This window comes from Burkholderia sp. BCC1208 (assembly GCF_902833095.1).
GTDB lineage: Bacteria > Pseudomonadota > Gammaproteobacteria > Burkholderiales > Burkholderiaceae > Burkholderia.
Map to the genome: position 1 here is coordinate 78,312 of NZ_CADFDY010000007.1, position 14,769 is coordinate 93,080.

Here is a 14,769-nt window from a genome sequence, read left to right on the forward strand (position 1 = left end):
CCGTCAGTTCACCTGGCGGCGCTCGACGACGCGCCTGAGCACCCAGCGGATCGACGAACCGTCGGCCGGCGGCCGCGCGACGTGATATTCGTCGACTTCGAGCGTGTACAGATAGCCGGGCTGGTACGCAAACCCTTCGATCCCCGCGTACCACAGGCTCCAAGGCTCGGTCGGGCTGCTGCGCACCTGCAGGCACTCCATCGGCGCGACGCCCGTGCAGCGCGCGGACTGCGGCGCGACGTAGACGGTCTTGGCCACGGGCTTGCCGTCGGCCGGGCGGATGGCATTCGGCGCGGTGGCCGCCGCATCGATCTGGCATCCGGCGAGGAGCGTGCTGCCGGCAAGGACGGCCGCGCCAAGCAGCGTTCGGGTCTTGTGAATCATCGGATATGCCTCTGGGAGCGTTGGAGGGCCAATTAGACGAGCCACCCGGCGAGAAGGTTCACAAACACCTTACAGAACGCGTTCGAGGACCGTCATTTAGCGGATGTCGCGTGCGAGCCGATACATTACGGTGTTCCGGTTCCGCCGCGCGCTTCAACCGGCCACGCGATCGCCGTCGACGGCGGCTTCACCGTGTAGCGATCGTGTACCATCGACGCTTCCCGATACGCTTCGGCACGCTGCGTTCGTCCGCCCGGCCCCGCCCGCGCGGTTCGCGCGGCACGTTTCTCCTTCGCATGACCTCATCCGTTCCGTCCGACACCGCGCTGCGCCCGCTGCCGATCGATACGCTGGCCGTACCGGCCGCGCTCGACGGACGCACGGGCACCAACCGCTCGGGCAGCGCGCATCCGCAGATTGCCGCGACCAACGACCTCGACGCCGTGCGCGCATGGCTCGCCCGCTTCGTCGATACGCCGACCACGTTCCAGAACTACCGCAAGGAAGCCGAGCGCCTGCTGCTGTGGGCCGTGATCGCGTGCGGCAAGCCGCTGTCGTCGCTCACGCACGAGGATCTCGTCGTCTACCGGCAATTCCTGCTCGCGCCCGCGCCGGCCGATCTGTGGTGCGCGAACGGCGGCCGCAAGCATCCGCGCGACGATCCGCGCTGGCGGCCGTTTTACGGGCCGCTGTCGGCAGCCAGCCAGCGACAGGCGCTGGTGATCCTGAACGCGATGTTCTCGTGGCTCGTGCAGGCCGGCTATCTGGCCGGCAACCCGCTCGCGTTGTCGCGACAGCGGCAGCGCCGGCCCTCGCCGCGCATCACGCGCCATCTCGGGCAGCCGCTGTGGCAATCGGTGAAGGACGCGATCGCCACGATGCCGCGCGATGATGCACGCGCGTGCTTCCATGCGGATCGCGCGCGCTGGCTGTTCACGCTGCTGTATCTCGGCGGGCTGCGCATCACCGAAGCGGCCGATACGACGATGGGCCAGTTCTTCTGCCGGCGCGATGCGAACGGGCACGAGCGCTGGTGGCTCGACGTGACGGGCAAAGGCGGCCGGCAGCGGCTCGTGCCGGCCACCGACGAGATGATGGCCGAGCTGGCGCGCTACCGGCGTGCGCACGGCCTGCCCGCGCTGCCGTTCGACGGCGAACCGACGCCGCTCGTGCTGCCGGTCGGCGGAACGCGCAAGCCGCTCACGCGCGCGGCGCTGCACCGGATCGTGAAGCAGGTGTTCCGGCACGCGGCCGACCGGCTGCGTGCGAACGGCGAAGCGGGCGAGCAGGCGGCGCGTGTACTCGAACAGGCGTCCGCGCACTGGCTGCGCCACAGCGCGGGCTCGCACATGGCCGACGGCCGCGTCGACCTGCGGCTCGTGCGCGACAACCTCGGCCATGTATCGCTCACGACGACGAGCCAGTATCTTCACGCGGACGACGACTGGCGCCATCGCGAGACGGAGGAAAAACACCGGATCGGGTGGTAGGTGCGCCGCGCGGCGCATCGTGCACGATCAGTACACGGCCACCCAGTGCCCGGGCACCCACGCCCAGTGATTGCCGGCCCACCGGTAGTGCCCCTTCGCCCAGCGATAGCCGGGCGCGGGCGGCGGCGGCGCCACCTCGACGACGGGCGCCGGCTGCGGCGGCCGCACCGGTTCGACCACGCAGGCGGACATCAGCACGGCACTCGCGCTCACCAACACGGCGAGCGAAACGGATCGGATCTTCATCGTCGATTCTCCCTGTTGTGTAATCGGTTAGCGGGAGCGGACGCGGCAACGCGCCGCATCACGCGGCCCCGCGAATCAGGCCGCTCATCGGCCGTGGGGCGCCGCTTTCCGCAAATAACGCAGCCGCGGTGCGGTGCGGATCGAGCCGCAGGCTTTCGGCAGCCGCGCCCGCGATCAGCGCGTCGAGCGACGCGGTCGGCTTCAGGTCGCGCCCTTCGTACAGGTCGCCCGGCCGCAGCCCCGGCCAGTCGGCGATCACGCGGCCGCCTGCCACTGCGCCGCCGGCGAGCATCGCGACCGACGCCTGCCCGTGATCGGTGCCGCCCGTGCCGTTCACCGCGGCCGTGCGGCCGAACTCGGTCGCGACCAGCACCGTGGTCTGCCGCCACGCAGGCCCGAGGCCATCGCGCAGTGCGGCGAGCATCGTGTCGAGCGCCTTCAGCTGATTCGCGAGCCGCGCGTTCTGCGCGCTGTGGGTATCCCAGCCGCCGGTCTCGATCATCGCGATCCGCGGGCCGTCGTCGCGCGCGAGAAACGTCGCGGCGAGCTTGCCGACGCCGGCCGGGTCCTGCCGTGCATGCGCATCGCCAGCGAGGCCGCGCGCCTCCATCGCCGATTGCCACAACGGACCGAGCTGCGCGTCGGCTTCGTAGAGCGCCGACACGCGTGTGAGCAGATCGTCCGGCGCGGCCGGCAAACCGGACGGCGCATACGACGCCGCCTGCACCGTGCCTCGCAGCGCGAGCGGCACGGTCGGCGCGAATGCGATCGCGCTGTCGCGCGTCGCCGGCAGCAGCGCGGCGAGCCGGTTCAGCCAGCCGTCCTTCACCTGGTACGGCGCACGGCCGCCCGTTTCGAGCACGTTCTGGCCGTCGAAATGCGAGCGGTCGCGATACGGCGATGCAATCGCATGGACGAACAGCGCCTGACCGTCGCGGTACAACTGCGCGGTCTGTGCGAGCGACGGATGCAGCGCGAACGTACCGTCGAGCCGCGTCGCGGCCGCCGTGTCGATCGCGAGCGGGCCGCGCAGCGACGCATACGCGGGCTCCGCATACGGGACGACGATGTTCAGGCCGTCGGCCGCGCCGCGCTGGATCACGAACACGAAGCGCCGGTCGTTGTCGACGTTCGCGAACACGATCCGCGGCGCGACGAGGATCGCGCCCGCGCCGGCGGCGGCAACGCTGAGGAATTGTCGGCGAGACAGTGCCATGATCATCTCCGTTGGAAATCGGGCGACACGAGCAGCAGCGCGAGGGACGTCGTCGCGCTTTCGGCGCGCGCGAGCGCGGTCGCGGTCGGCGCGCTCATCGAACCGGCGAGCAGCGTGTTGCCGAGCGTGCGCGGGTCGAGCCGGTCACCGGTACGCGCGGCCAGGCGCTGCGCGATTTCGACGCGGCGCACGAGCGCGTCGGGCGCGGCCCAGCTCGCGGCGACGTCGTCGTAGCCGGCCGGCGAGCCCGGCCGCCACACCGGCTGGCCGAGTTGAGCAAGCAGCGGCGCGGCCTTCAGATCGCCGGTGTCGCGCCAGCCGAGCCCGCGCAGCGACGATACGGCCCACTCCCACGGCGTCTTGAACTTTCGGTTGGTCGGCGACCAGGCATCGGGCGCGTCGACGAGCGCGCGATAAACGGTCGGCAGGTCGCCGCCGCTGTCGTCGAACGCGCGGGCCAGACGATCGATCAGCGCCGGCGGCGGATTGTCGGCGACGAAATGACGGGCGAGCTGGAACGCGATGTGCCGTCCGGTCGCATCCGAACGAGCGAGATCGTGCAGGATCGCGCGAGCCTGGGCTTCGCCCGGCTGATCGTAGGTGCGCCCCATCACCGTGCGTGGGCCCGGTTCGTGCAGATTCGGGCGGAATATGAATGCGCCGGGCGCCGCGTCGCCCGGTTGCGGCCCGCGTCCGCCGGCGATGCTCCAGCCGGTCAGCGCGCGCGCGAATTCCGTCACGTCGGCCTGCGTGTAACCGGTGCGCACGCCGAGCGTATGCAGTTCCATGATTTCGCGCGCGAGGTTCTCGTTGAGCCCGCGCTTCGCCGACGGATTGCGTGTTTGCGCACGCAGCGCGGCCGGGCTGTCGGGGCCGACCGAGCGCGCCTGATCGAGGAACACCTGCATCGCGGGATGCTGCTCGACGGCGACGAGCATGTCCTCGAAACGGCCGAGCACGTGCGGGCGGATCGCGTCGCGTTCGAATGAGCCCGCGTACGCGGCCACCTGCCCCTTGTCGACCGATACCGCGAAATGGTTCGCCCAGAAATGCACGAGACGCTCGACGAACGGCGCGGGCGTGCTCAGCGCGCTGTTCATGCGCGCGGCGACGGCGCTGCGATACGCGTCGTAGCCGTCGCGGCGGATCGACTGCGCGGTTGCGCGCTTTGCGGCCGCGTCGTCGCTCGTCATCGCGTTGCGTGTGTTCGCGAAGCGCGTGGCGAGCGTGACCGCGTCCGGCTCGCCTGCCCATGCGGCCGGCCGTGCGTCGTAGCGGTCGAACTGGGCGAGCAAGGCGGCCTTCGGGTCGGCGGGCGGTGCTTCGTCGGCCCGCGCGCCGAGACCGAAGCGGTTCAGCGCGATCGCGGCCGGCGTGGAGTCGTTCGGGTAGTCCATGACGGGCTCTCTTGCGGTGCGTACTCACGTTCAACGTGGAAGCACAGCAAAATCCGTCGCGGGGATGGCGAATATTTTTTGTTCGTCGCGGATTTCCGGGGTAGGCACTTGCCGACCCTTCTCGGCCGCTCGACGCTACCCAGTCCTAGGTCTGCTCTCAACCCGCAAGGGGACGGTCGCCCACACGCAAAGCGGCCATTCGGAGACGCTCCGCCGGGCGCTTTGTTAGCGAAATGCCTGCCGGATTCCCAGCGCAATCATGAGCCCTCCACACGTTAGGTCGATCCGTGCCTTCGCGCGACGATACGTCGTCGCAATCGCCGCGTGCGATAGAACGAGCGCGACTGCTCCGTACCAGCACGTCGCTGATGCACCGACGGTAGCAAGCATCGCGAAGAACGTCGGCGTTGAAACGTGGGTGGGCACCGCTGAGGAAAACACCGCCGCATAAAAGGCGATGGACTTCGGGTTCGCGATATTTGTCGCGATACCTTGCAGGAAGGCGGCACGAAACAGAGGCGCGTTCGTTTGGTGAGGTGCTCCAGAGGGGGTTGCTCGTGCCGACACAACGAGCCGCAGCCCGAACCAGATCAGATAGGCCGCGCCAGCAAGCCTGACGCCGACAGCGAGCCACGGGAAAATAGCGAACACCATTCCGATACCAAGGATGGCGCAAGTCGCCCAGAACAGATTCACCGTCACGATGCCGGCGACAAGCGCGAGCGCATCGGAGCGTGTGCCGGCTACCGCCTTGTGAGTGATTGCGACAAAGTTCGGCCCGGGTATGACGACACCTGCCGCATAGACAGAAAAGACTGTCGCAATAGCAGACCAATCAACCATTTGTAGCCTCAGTGAATTGTCGTTGTACAAAACGTGGAGTTGCCTCATCTGCCAGTATTCTGAAGCAATTCACGACTGACCGCTGTTGGCCGACTACGACCTGTCCGCAAGTAATCCCTCCGCGAATCCGCGAAGATCCAATATTTTTCAGTACGTCGTCGACGCGCAACGGCCCCGCGATCAGTCCGGCGCACGCATGCGCGTGACCGAAGGCGAGTGTCGGCGACACGCGTACCGCGTGTCGCCCACTCGACGCTTACTCGCTCGCCGATGCCTCCGGCTTCTTCTGCAGCTTCGGCGGCAAACGCCAGTTGCCGCTGTGCTGCAATCCGTCGACGAACTTCGCGCGCTCGTCGGGCGTCAGCGTCGCCGCGAAATCGACAACACTGCGCTCGACCTGCGCCCGCATCGCGGTGTCGGCCGCGCGCGTGCGGTCGAGCGCCGCATCGATCGCCGCGCGATCGAGTTGCGGCGCGGCAAGCAGGTCGAGCACGGTAATCCGCCCGTCGCGCCCTTCCCGCGCGAAATCGCGGCCGCTCTTGCGCGCCGCCTTCAGCGCGGCGGCGAACTCGCGCTGGCGCGCATCGGGCAATTCGTCCGCCGCGAAACGCAACGCCGTGCGCGACGCGGGCGTGCCGGCCGCGTGCAGGTCGCCATGCGTCGAGAACCACTGATACGCGCCGCCGCCGATCGCGCCGAGCATGAACACGTTCAGCACGACCGAGCCGACGAGGGTGAATTTCCAGCCGCGCTCGGTCATTCGTCGCCCCCGTCCACGCTCGGACCGCCGAACGTCGTCGTCAGATAACCCGGCTCGTGCTGTGCCGACGGTGCACTGCCGAGCATCAGCATCGACACGGCCACCGCCCCCGCGAGCGCACCGGCCAGGCCGACGCCGGCGAACGCCGCGCCCGACCACCATACGGCGCCGCGCCGGCGTGCGCGCTGCGGCGCGGGCGCCGTCGCGACGATGCGTTCGACGAGCGTCGGCGCGGGCGGCGCGACCGTGTCGTACGCCAGCCACGCATCGAGGTCGGCCGCATCGTCGAGCGCCAGCAGCGCTTCGCGCGGGTTCGCATGCGCCCACGCTTCGGCGGCCGCGCGCTCGCCGGCCGGCCAGCGCCGCGCGTCCGAGCCGTACGCGGCGACGATGGTACGAAATCGTTCGGGTGTCATCGCTTGTCCTCGCTAGGTGGGTCGCCGGCCAGTTGCGCGCGCAGGTTGCGCCGCGCACGGGCGAGCAGGCTTTCCAGCGCATCGACGGTGATGCCCATCAGGTTGGCCGCTTCCACATTCGACATTTCCTGATAGTACTGGAGCACCAGCGCTTCCCGCTGCCTCGGCGGCAACGCGGCCAGCGCCTGCCGCACGCGCGCGTCGCGCGAACGCAGTTCCGCATGCGCGGCCGGTTCCGGTTGCGTGTCGGGCACGTCGGGCAGCGTATCGACGGGCTCCTCGCGCCGGCCTCGCAACCGGTCGTAGCACAGGTTCAGCACGACGCGATGCAGCCACGTGTCGAAACGAGCTTCGCCTTCTCGCCAGCGCGGCGCCTGCTTCCAGATTCGCAAGAACGTCTCCTGCGCGACATCCTCGGCTTCGTTCCGGTCGCCGAGCATGCGCGTCGCCAAGGCGAGCAGCCGCGGCAGCTTGCGCGCGACGAGCACGCGTACCGCCGACGCATCGCGCGCGCCGACGCGCGCGACGAGTTCCGCGTCCGGATCGCGGTCGCCGCGATCGTTCAACGCCGCCTGCTCCGTCGCGCGGCGCGTGGGCGCCGCACTGTCACGGCATGGGTATCCGCCGCCCGGCTGAAGCTCATCGTCGTGCTCTCCTTGCATGCGTCGGGCCATCGCCGGACGGCGCCATGCCGACGGTTCGTCGACACCGCGCGCATCGCGCCCGGCATCGCACACGGCGTCGGCCGTGTCGGTTTCATCGACATCCGGTTCGCGCCGCATGTCGATCCTGTCGGCCGGCCGCGCGACCGTCGGCCGGCGCGCTCAATATACGACGACCGGCGCGGGCCGGTAATACACCGGACAGGCCGGCACCACGACGCAGCCGGCCAGCACGATGGCTGCGACCGCCAGTATCACGATGATTCGAAAAGGCATCGCCACGACTCATGATGTTGCGTGAAAAATCCGCTGCGCCGGTACCGCGTGCCGCGCGACGGCGTGCACGTCAGGCCCAGTGGCCCGGCACCCAGCGCCAGGCCGGGCCGCGCGCGGCCCAGTGTCCGGGCACCCAGTGATAACCGACGCGCACGACCTGCCAGTGGCCCGGAATCCATACGTAACGGCCCTGCCGCCAGTGCCAGTGCCCTTGATCCCATACGTAACCCGCCCGGGGCGCCGGCATCACTTCGACGCGCGGCGGCGGCGGCGCGTAAGGCGCGACGATGACGGCCTGCGCGAATACGGCCGACGTCGCGAGTGCCGCCACGCACCCGGCGGCCAATCGCAATGGAACAGAAAGTTTCATGAAAGACTCCGAAATAACGGGCATCGACCGGAAGCGATCGTTCATGCGTTAAACGGAGCCGGCAGACGTAATCCGTCGCGGCGTCGGCAAATAAATTTTCGGTGGCCCCACCTTGCTTCGGAGCAGGCCGCAGGCGCGCGACGCGCGATCGTACGTATCGGCCGCCGCACCCACGGGGTTGCGGTACTGTCACAACGCGGCAAAACTGCCCTTCGACAATGCATGCGACCGGGATCCCGCTCGTTTCCGGCCCACGCCCCGGCCGTGCTCGCGCATGGCCGCGCGGTTCCGCATCTCGCGCCCCATCAACGAAAATACCGACCATGTCGAACCAGGACACTCTCCCTGACCAGCCGAACGAGCCGGCCGCCTCCGTGTCGCGTCGCGGCTTCCTGAAACTCGCCGGCGTCTCCGGCCTCGCGACCGCCGCCGGCGGCCTCGCGGCAGCCCGCGCCGGCGCGTCGAATCCGGACGGCACGCCCGAGCAGGTTCACCTGACGTGGGGCAACGACCCGACGTCCGAAGTCGTGATCTCGTGGGCGTCGCTCGCCCCGGCCGTCAATCCGCGCGCCCGCATCGTCGCCGACGGCGAGCCGGCGCGCACCGTGCACGGCGTCCAGCGCCTGTACACCGACGGCCTGAACGGCGAGACCGTGTTCGCCTACCACGCGCGCGTGCACGGCCTGAAGCCGGATACGCACTACCGCTACGAGATCACCGCCGACAACGACAGCAATGCCGCCCAGCCGTTCTCCGCGAATTTTTCGACCGCGCCGCGCGGCCGGGCGCCGTTCCGTTTCACGAGCTACGGGGATCTCGCGACGCCGAACGGCGCATGGGTGCTGTCGTCGCCGCAAAGCCGCTTCGCGGTGCAGGCCGTCGAGCAGTTCCAGCCGCTGTTCCACCTGCTGAACGGCGACCTCTGCTACGCGAACCTGAACCCCGCGCACCAGCCCGACGTATGGCGCGATTTCGGCAACAACAACCAGACGTCGGCCGCGAATCGCCCGTGGATGCCGTGCCCCGGCAATCACGAGATCGAATTCAACAACGGTCCGCAAGGGCTCGACTCGTACCTCGCACGCTATACGCTGCCGGAGAACGGCACGCATTTCCCCGGCCGCTGGTACAGCTTCCGCGTGAGCTCCGTGCTGTTCGTGTCGCTCGACGCGGACGACGTCGTGTACCAGGACGCCGCCGCGTTCGTCGGCGGCCCTGCGCCGCTCGTGCCGGCCGCGAGCACCGGCCGCCCGCCGATCGAGCCCGGCACGTCGTTCTACGTGCGCGGCTACAGCAACGGCGAGCAGACGCGCTGGCTCGAACGCACGCTGCGTCACGCCGCGCATGACGACGACATCGACTGGATCGTCGTGCAGATGCACCAGGACGCGCTCAGTTCGTCGAAGACAGGCAACGGGTCCGACAAGGGCATTCGCGAAGCGTGGTTGCCGCTGTTCGATCGTTACGGCGTCGATCTCGTGCTGTGCGGCCACGATCACGACTACGAGCGCAGCTATCCGGTGCGCGGCTGCAATCACCGCGCAGGCGTCGATGCGAAGACCGGCGAAGTGGTCGAAACGCTGCAGCCGCGCCCGGTCGGCTCGAACGATCCGAATCGTACGACGTTCGACACGAGCCACGGCACGATCCATCTGATCCTCGGCGGCGGCGGCACCAGCGCGCCCCTCGACGTGTACGGCGAAAACCCGTCGACCGGCTTTGCGCAGGCGAAGGTGTTCACGAAGCCGAACCGGCCGGTGCCCGGCACCGCGCCGAACACGTTCGTGCGCCAGCCGGCCGATGCGCTCGAGGATGCGGTCTGGTCCGCGCGCCGCGACACGGGCACCGGCTACGGGATCGCCGTGTTCGACCACGATCCGGGCAAGCCGGGCGGCCACACGACGATCACGATGCGCTACTACCATGCGCCGGGCGCCGATCAGCACCCGACCGCGCAGTACGAGCTGTTCGAGACGATCGAGCTGAGCAAGAAGCGGCACGAGCGGTGATCGACGCATCAGGCGCCCGCCACGGCAGGCGCCTGACGTTACCGTCGACGGACGGGACGCGCGGCGTGCGTTAGACTGCCCGCCTCGCACACCGGTCCATGCAGATGAGTTTCGAATACCGCATTCACACGCCCCCTTCGGCCGACGCATTCGACGCCATCGCCAATGTGCTGCGGCAAGCGCATGGCGACATCGATGTCGATCCACATGAACGGCGGCTTGAAATTCGCGATGCGGCCGGCGGCTGGCCGCTGATCGACCTGTCGATCGAAGAAGCCGGTTTCTTCCTTGTCACCACACTCGGCCCCACACGCAATGCGATGCTCGACGCGATCGGACATGCGCTGCCCGGAATCGGCGCCCCTTGGCGTATCGACGACGCGTGACCGGCTCGCGCGACTGAATCGATCGCACACGCCCATCCGGCCGCATCGCCGCAACGGCCGCGCCACCGTAAAATGCGCGTTTCCGCCGAAATCTTCTCGTTGTATCGCCGCTCGTGATGACGGCACGCGCAGCCGGAACCGAATCATCCGAAATCGAATGGGCATGTTGAAACAGGCAGCAAGCATGAAACGCAAGAACAAGGCAACGCTCATCGGGCTCGGCGCGGTACTGTTATGGGCTTCGGTCGTCGCGCTCGTTCGCGGGGTCAGCGAAAGCCTCGGCGCCACCGGCGGCGCAGCGATGATCTATACCGTGGCGTCCGTGCTTCTGCTGTTTTCGATCGGCTTCCCCGACCTGAGCCGGTTCCCGAAAAACTATCTGCTGTGGGGCGGGCTGCTGTTCGTGTCGTACGAGCTGTGCCTGTCGTTGTCGATCGGCTATGCGAGCAACGGTCGGCAAGCGATCGAAGTCGCGATGGTCAACTATCTGTGGCCGAGCCTGACGCTCGTCGCCGCCATCGTGTTCAACAAGCAGCGCGCGAACCTGCTGGTGGTGCCCGGCGTCCTGCTGTCGATGCTCGGCATCTGCTGGGTGCTCGGCGGCGACCAGGGGCTCGATCCGGCCGGCATGCTGCGCAACGTCGCCGACAATCCGCTCAGCTACGGGCTGGCCTTCGTCGGCGCGCTGATCTGGGCCGGCTATTGCACGGTGACCGCGCGCATCGCCGACGGCAAGAACGGCGTCACGCCGTTCTTCATGCTGGTCGCCGCGGTGCTCTGGATCAAATTCGCGATCGAAGGCGGCGGCGGCATGACGTTCAGTTTTCATGCGGTCGTGTACCTCGTGCTGGCGGCGTCGGCGCTCGGGTTCGGCTATGCGGCCTGGAACACCGGCATCATGCACGGCAACGTGACGATCATCGTCGGCGCATCGTACTTCACGCCGGTGCTCGCCGCCGCCTTCGCCGCCACGCTGCTGCACGCGCCGCTGTCGGCCGAATTCTGGCAAGGTGCGTCGATGGTGTGCGGCGGCTCGATCCTGTGCTGGCTCGCGACGCGCAGCCGGCGCCACGAAGCCGAGCCCGTGCGGATCGCCAAGGAGGCCGACGGCAATTGCCACGGGTGACGATGGCCGGTGCCGTCGACGGAAGGCCGGATCGCGGCCGGCCATGCGCCGCAGCGTCGGCCGCCGCGCACTAATGTTGCGATTCCAGCGCGATCCGCATGGCCAGCCCGGCCAGCACCGTCCCCATCAGCCAGCGCTGAACCGTCGCCCAGAGCGGTCGCCCCGCGAGAAAACCCGCGATCGAACCGGCCGCGCAGGCAATCAGCGCGTTGACGCTGACGCTCACCGCGATCTGCACGCAGCCGAGCGCCAGCGATTGCGCGAGCACGCTGCCGTGCCCCGGCACGATGAACTGCGGCAGCAACGACAGATACATCACCGCGATCTTCGGGTTCGCGAGGTTCGTGACGAAGCCCATCGCGAACAGCCTGACGCGGCTGTCGTGCGGCAACTGCCGGACCTGGAACGCGGAGCGCCCGCCCGGCTTCAGCGCCTGCCACGCCAGGTACGCCAGATAGAGCGCGCCGGCAAAACGCAGCGCATCGTACGCATACGGCACGGTCATCAGCAGCGCGGTGATGCCTACCGCCGCGCACACCATGTAGAACACGAATCCGAGTGCGACACCGCCGAGCGACACCAGCCCGGCGCGGCGGCCCTGGCAGATCGAGCGCGAAACCAGATAGATCATGTTCGGTCCGGGCGTCAGCACCATGCCGAGCGACACGAGTCCGAACGCAAACAGGGTGGGCAGGGCCGGCACGGCACACTCCTTCAGGGTAACGATAACGAGGTCCGAACAATATATTGCATCTGGTCCATCGTCGGCATGAATAAACTGCAAGTGGCCCATGAGCGCCGTTCATCGTGCCAGCCGGTCGCTACCTGCTCTTTTTCGCGCGCGTCCGGATCGCCTTTTCGGCCTTCGCACGCTGCGCGTCGACGAGCCGCACGAACTCCTCGGTAACCGCGTTGCCGGCGGTATTCCATGCCAGTCGCACGGAGCGATGCAGTCGCGGCGACAGTGCGAGCACGCGGCCGCCGAACGGCGTGTACGTGAGCGTGATGCGCGGCACGATCGATACGCCCATGCCGGCCTCCGCCATCGACAGGATCGTGCGCATCTCGACCACGTTGAACGCGGCCCGAAGCGGCGCGCCGCCGCGTGCGAAGTAATCCGCGATCACCGGCCCGCATCCCGCCTTCGAGAAGATGAACGGCGCCGTGGCCAACTGCTTGGCCGATACGCTCTTGCGGTCGGCGAACATGTCGCCGGCCGCCACCGCGACGAAATCCTCGTCGAGCAGCGGCAGGTTGTGTGCGAAGGTCTTGGTGCCGGCCACCACGCCGACATCGGCCGTCCCGTCGGCGATCCACCCTTCGACTTCGTTGTCCGTACCTTCGAGCAGCACCGCGGATACGCCGGGGTGCATCTCCTTCAATGCCTCGAGCGCGGGAACGACGAACGCCAGCGACACGCTCGGCAGCGACGCAACCACCAGCTTCCCTTCGAGCTTGCCGCGCGACAGGCTGAACTGCTGGCGCAGCATCTGCGCTTCCCGCACCACGCTCTGGACATACGGCCACAGGCGTTCGCCGGCCGCCGTCAGAACGACCGGCTGCCGGTCGCGCCAGAGCAGCTTGACCTGCGTGATGTCCTCCAGCTCCGTCAGCGCATGGCTGATCGCGGATTGACTGCGGCTGAGCCGGTCTGCCGCGGCCGTCAGCGAGCCGAGTTCGACCACGGCAGCCAGGGCCTGCAACTGGGCAAGCGTCATCGGGTTTCCTTGTTCGGTGGCATGCATACTGCGCATGAAGCGCACGATTCACTTGAATTATATTGAACCGATGCGACGGGCACGCAGCCGACATGCGTACCTCGTCACGCACGCACCGAATGTTCCGCGCAACGCTCGGGCACGATGCACGATCGAACCGCCGGCATGCTGCATGCGACCGATCGCGCATGCGTTCTGAAAGCTGCAACGCGTAGTATTCGCAGACCGGCATATCGTGTCGACCGACAGCACGGACGATACGGAACCTGCTTTGCCGCCACTACGCCGATTGTCGATGTCGGCGTTGCCATGCTTTCAGAGGCACGAAATGGAAACCTATGTGTTGCTGGGCTGCGGATTGGGCCTTGGCCTGTTGATCGCGATCTGGGGTATCTGGTCGCTCCGATGACGCGCGCCGGCTCCGTCCGCGCGCAAGGAATCCGTATGGAGAAGGACGGGAAACCGTAGTGGCAGCGAAGCGTTCCGGCTCACTTGATTCGCAGTCCGATTCAGTCTGCCGTCGCCCGCGCCCCGAACCGCCGGCCGCCTCTGCCGCCCTCGCGCAATACGTCCGACGCCACGTCCTGCTCCATTTCCGAAGACGCGTTAGACTATTCGGATGGAACAATGCCGTTATTGTCAGAGAATCCGCGATGAATGGGATTGCCATGGCGACGAATGCCGCCGGGCAATCGCCAAGGCGCTGCGCCGGCAGCGCGCGGGCCTGCCGATGGTCCCCGATCGCATTCGCAACGAGCTGCCGTCCGGCGCGCCGACCCAGCAGGTGATCGCCGTCCTGTCGCGCCAGCGCCTGCGCGCGCGCCGCGGCAACGAGGAACGCCGCGAGCGCAAGGAAATCGACGACGACGGGGTCGGGTCCGGCAACTCCTAGTCCGCGATTCCGCCGCGAACGAGATGTTCGCCGGTCCTCCCCGGCCGGGCACCTGCCCGTGCGCGACATCCCGCCCCTCATTCTTCTGCCATTGCCTGCCATCCCCGCAATACAGCATGGGGACAGTACGCGGTCGCGCCGAAATTATTACCTTCAGCGCAACGATCTTTCACTAAAACCCACGTTTACCCTAGGCGAACCGACACCTACGATGTAATCAACCGCTGACGACAAGGTGTCGAACGCGGAAAGCCAATAAACATCGGAGGTCATCATGAAATCGCTCGTTTCCGCAGTCGCCGCCGCCGTCGCACTGTCCGCCTCGTTCGGCGCATTCGCGCAAAGCACCGTGACCCGCGCCCAGGTGCGCAATGAACTGGTCCAGCTCGAGAACGCCGGTTACAAGCCCAGCCAGTCGAGCCCGCACTATCCGGCCGACCTCGAGGCCGCGGAAGCCCGCGTGCACGGCAACGACAACAGCGGCATCGGTTCGCAACCGGCCGCGGCCGTCGAGGGCGGCGCACCGGCCGTCCGCGCACACAACCCGCGCGACTCGGTCTACTTCGGCCACTAAGCGC

General features: G+C 68.0%; 17 protein-coding genes. 6 read left to right on the top strand and 11 right to left on the bottom strand.

All coding sequences use genetic code 11. The annotated features are described in order from the left end of the window. Nucleotides 1-3 precede the first annotated feature (3 nt). Nucleotides 4-384 carry a DUF4377 domain-containing protein gene (locus HWX09_RS17700; RefSeq protein ID WP_027780759.1) on the bottom strand — a complete coding sequence of 127 codons (381 nt, stop codon included), beginning with the start codon at nucleotides 382-384 and terminating at the stop codon, nucleotides 4-6. A 296-nt stretch (nucleotides 385-680) separates the two neighbouring features. Here HWX09_RS17700 and HWX09_RS17705 point away from each other — a divergent pair, with 296 nt between their 5' ends. Further along, nucleotides 681-1,874 (top strand): tyrosine-type recombinase/integrase, encoded by a 1,194-nt coding sequence (locus HWX09_RS17705; RefSeq protein ID WP_027780760.1) that lies wholly within the window; start codon nucleotides 681-683, stop codon nucleotides 1,872-1,874. A 27-nt stretch (nucleotides 1,875-1,901) separates the two neighbouring features. Here HWX09_RS17705 and HWX09_RS17710 read toward each other — a convergent pair whose 3' ends face one another. The 8 genes from HWX09_RS17710 to HWX09_RS17745 all read right to left on the bottom strand — a co-directional run bounded on the left by HWX09_RS17710 (nucleotide 1,902) and on the right by HWX09_RS17745 (nucleotide 8,060). After that, on the bottom strand, nucleotides 1,902-2,120 hold the full coding sequence (locus tag HWX09_RS17710) for a YXWGXW repeat-containing protein (protein ID WP_027780761.1): 219 nt from the start codon (nucleotides 2,118-2,120) through the stop codon (nucleotides 1,902-1,904). Nucleotides 2,121-2,178: 58 nt separating this feature from the next. Then, nucleotides 2,179-3,342: a DUF1501 domain-containing protein gene (locus HWX09_RS17715; RefSeq protein WP_027780762.1), complete on the bottom strand. Its 1,164-nt coding sequence runs from the start codon at nucleotides 3,340-3,342 to the stop codon at nucleotides 2,179-2,181. After that, nucleotides 3,339-4,733, bottom strand: a complete 1,395-nt coding sequence (locus HWX09_RS17720) for a DUF1800 domain-containing protein (protein WP_027780763.1) — start codon at nucleotides 4,731-4,733, stop codon at nucleotides 3,339-3,341. Before HWX09_RS17720 ends, HWX09_RS17715 begins: the two co-directional genes overlap by 4 nt. Before the next feature lie 225 nt (nucleotides 4,734-4,958). After that, nucleotides 4,959-5,576 carry a LysE family translocator gene (locus tag HWX09_RS17725; RefSeq protein WP_027780764.1) on the bottom strand — a complete coding sequence of 206 codons (618 nt, stop codon included), beginning with the start codon at nucleotides 5,574-5,576 and terminating at the stop codon, nucleotides 4,959-4,961. A gap of 256 nt (nucleotides 5,577-5,832) precedes the next feature. Continuing rightward, nucleotides 5,833-6,336 carry a periplasmic heavy metal sensor gene (locus HWX09_RS17730; RefSeq protein WP_027780765.1) on the bottom strand — a complete coding sequence of 168 codons (504 nt, stop codon included), beginning with the start codon at nucleotides 6,334-6,336 and terminating at the stop codon, nucleotides 5,833-5,835. Further along, nucleotides 6,333-6,752, bottom strand: a complete 420-nt coding sequence (locus HWX09_RS17735; RefSeq protein WP_027780766.1) for a hypothetical protein — start codon at nucleotides 6,750-6,752, stop codon at nucleotides 6,333-6,335. Before HWX09_RS17735 ends, HWX09_RS17730 begins: the two co-directional genes overlap by 4 nt. Next, on the bottom strand, nucleotides 6,749-7,534 hold the full coding sequence (locus HWX09_RS17740; RefSeq protein WP_080681158.1) for an RNA polymerase sigma factor: 786 nt from the start codon (nucleotides 7,532-7,534) through the stop codon (nucleotides 6,749-6,751). The genes HWX09_RS17735 and HWX09_RS17740 overlap by 4 nt, the downstream gene beginning before the upstream one ends. A 226-nt stretch (nucleotides 7,535-7,760) precedes the next feature. Continuing rightward, nucleotides 7,761-8,060, bottom strand: a complete 300-nt coding sequence (locus HWX09_RS17745) for a YXWGXW repeat-containing protein (protein WP_027780769.1) — start codon at nucleotides 8,058-8,060, stop codon at nucleotides 7,761-7,763. Between the two features lie 323 nt (nucleotides 8,061-8,383). On the opposite strand from HWX09_RS17745, the gene HWX09_RS17750 reads away from it, so the two are divergent. From HWX09_RS17750 to yddG, 3 genes are all read left to right on the top strand, one after another. Next, entirely contained in the window at nucleotides 8,384-10,069 is a 1,686-nt protein-coding gene (locus tag HWX09_RS17750; protein ID WP_027780770.1) for a metallophosphoesterase family protein, read from the top strand. Between the two features lie 98 nt (nucleotides 10,070-10,167). Next, nucleotides 10,168-10,455, top strand: a complete 288-nt coding sequence (locus HWX09_RS17755) for a hypothetical protein (protein ID WP_027780771.1) — start codon at nucleotides 10,168-10,170, stop codon at nucleotides 10,453-10,455. Between the two features lie 184 nt (nucleotides 10,456-10,639). Beyond that, nucleotides 10,640-11,581, top strand: coding sequence for an aromatic amino acid DMT transporter YddG (yddG, locus tag HWX09_RS17760; protein ID WP_155257263.1), 942 nt, complete (start codon nucleotides 10,640-10,642; stop codon nucleotides 11,579-11,581). Nucleotides 11,582-11,651: 70 nt separating this feature from the next. On the opposite strand, the gene HWX09_RS17765 is transcribed toward yddG, so the two are convergent. Together HWX09_RS17765 and HWX09_RS17770 are read right to left on the bottom strand one after the other, a co-directional pair. Beyond that, nucleotides 11,652-12,284: a LysE family translocator gene (locus HWX09_RS17765; RefSeq protein WP_027780773.1), complete on the bottom strand. Its 633-nt coding sequence runs from the start codon at nucleotides 12,282-12,284 to the stop codon at nucleotides 11,652-11,654. A 118-nt stretch (nucleotides 12,285-12,402) separates the two neighbouring features. After that, the gene (locus HWX09_RS17770) at nucleotides 12,403-13,299 is read right to left on the bottom strand and encodes a LysR family transcriptional regulator (RefSeq protein WP_027780774.1); all 897 of its coding nucleotides are present in this window, start codon (nucleotides 13,297-13,299) and stop codon (nucleotides 12,403-12,405) included. A 619-nt stretch (nucleotides 13,300-13,918) separates the two neighbouring features. On the opposite strand from HWX09_RS17770, the gene HWX09_RS17775 reads away from it, so the two are divergent. Together HWX09_RS17775 and HWX09_RS17780 are read left to right on the top strand one after the other, a co-directional pair. Continuing rightward, nucleotides 13,919-14,191, top strand: a complete 273-nt coding sequence (locus HWX09_RS17775; RefSeq protein WP_027780775.1) for a hypothetical protein — start codon at nucleotides 13,919-13,921, stop codon at nucleotides 14,189-14,191. A gap of 274 nt (nucleotides 14,192-14,465) precedes the next feature. Then, nucleotides 14,466-14,765 carry a DUF4148 domain-containing protein gene (locus HWX09_RS17780; protein WP_027780776.1) on the top strand — a complete coding sequence of 100 codons (300 nt, stop codon included), beginning with the start codon at nucleotides 14,466-14,468 and terminating at the stop codon, nucleotides 14,763-14,765. The last annotated feature ends 4 nt before the right edge of the window (nucleotides 14,766-14,769 follow it).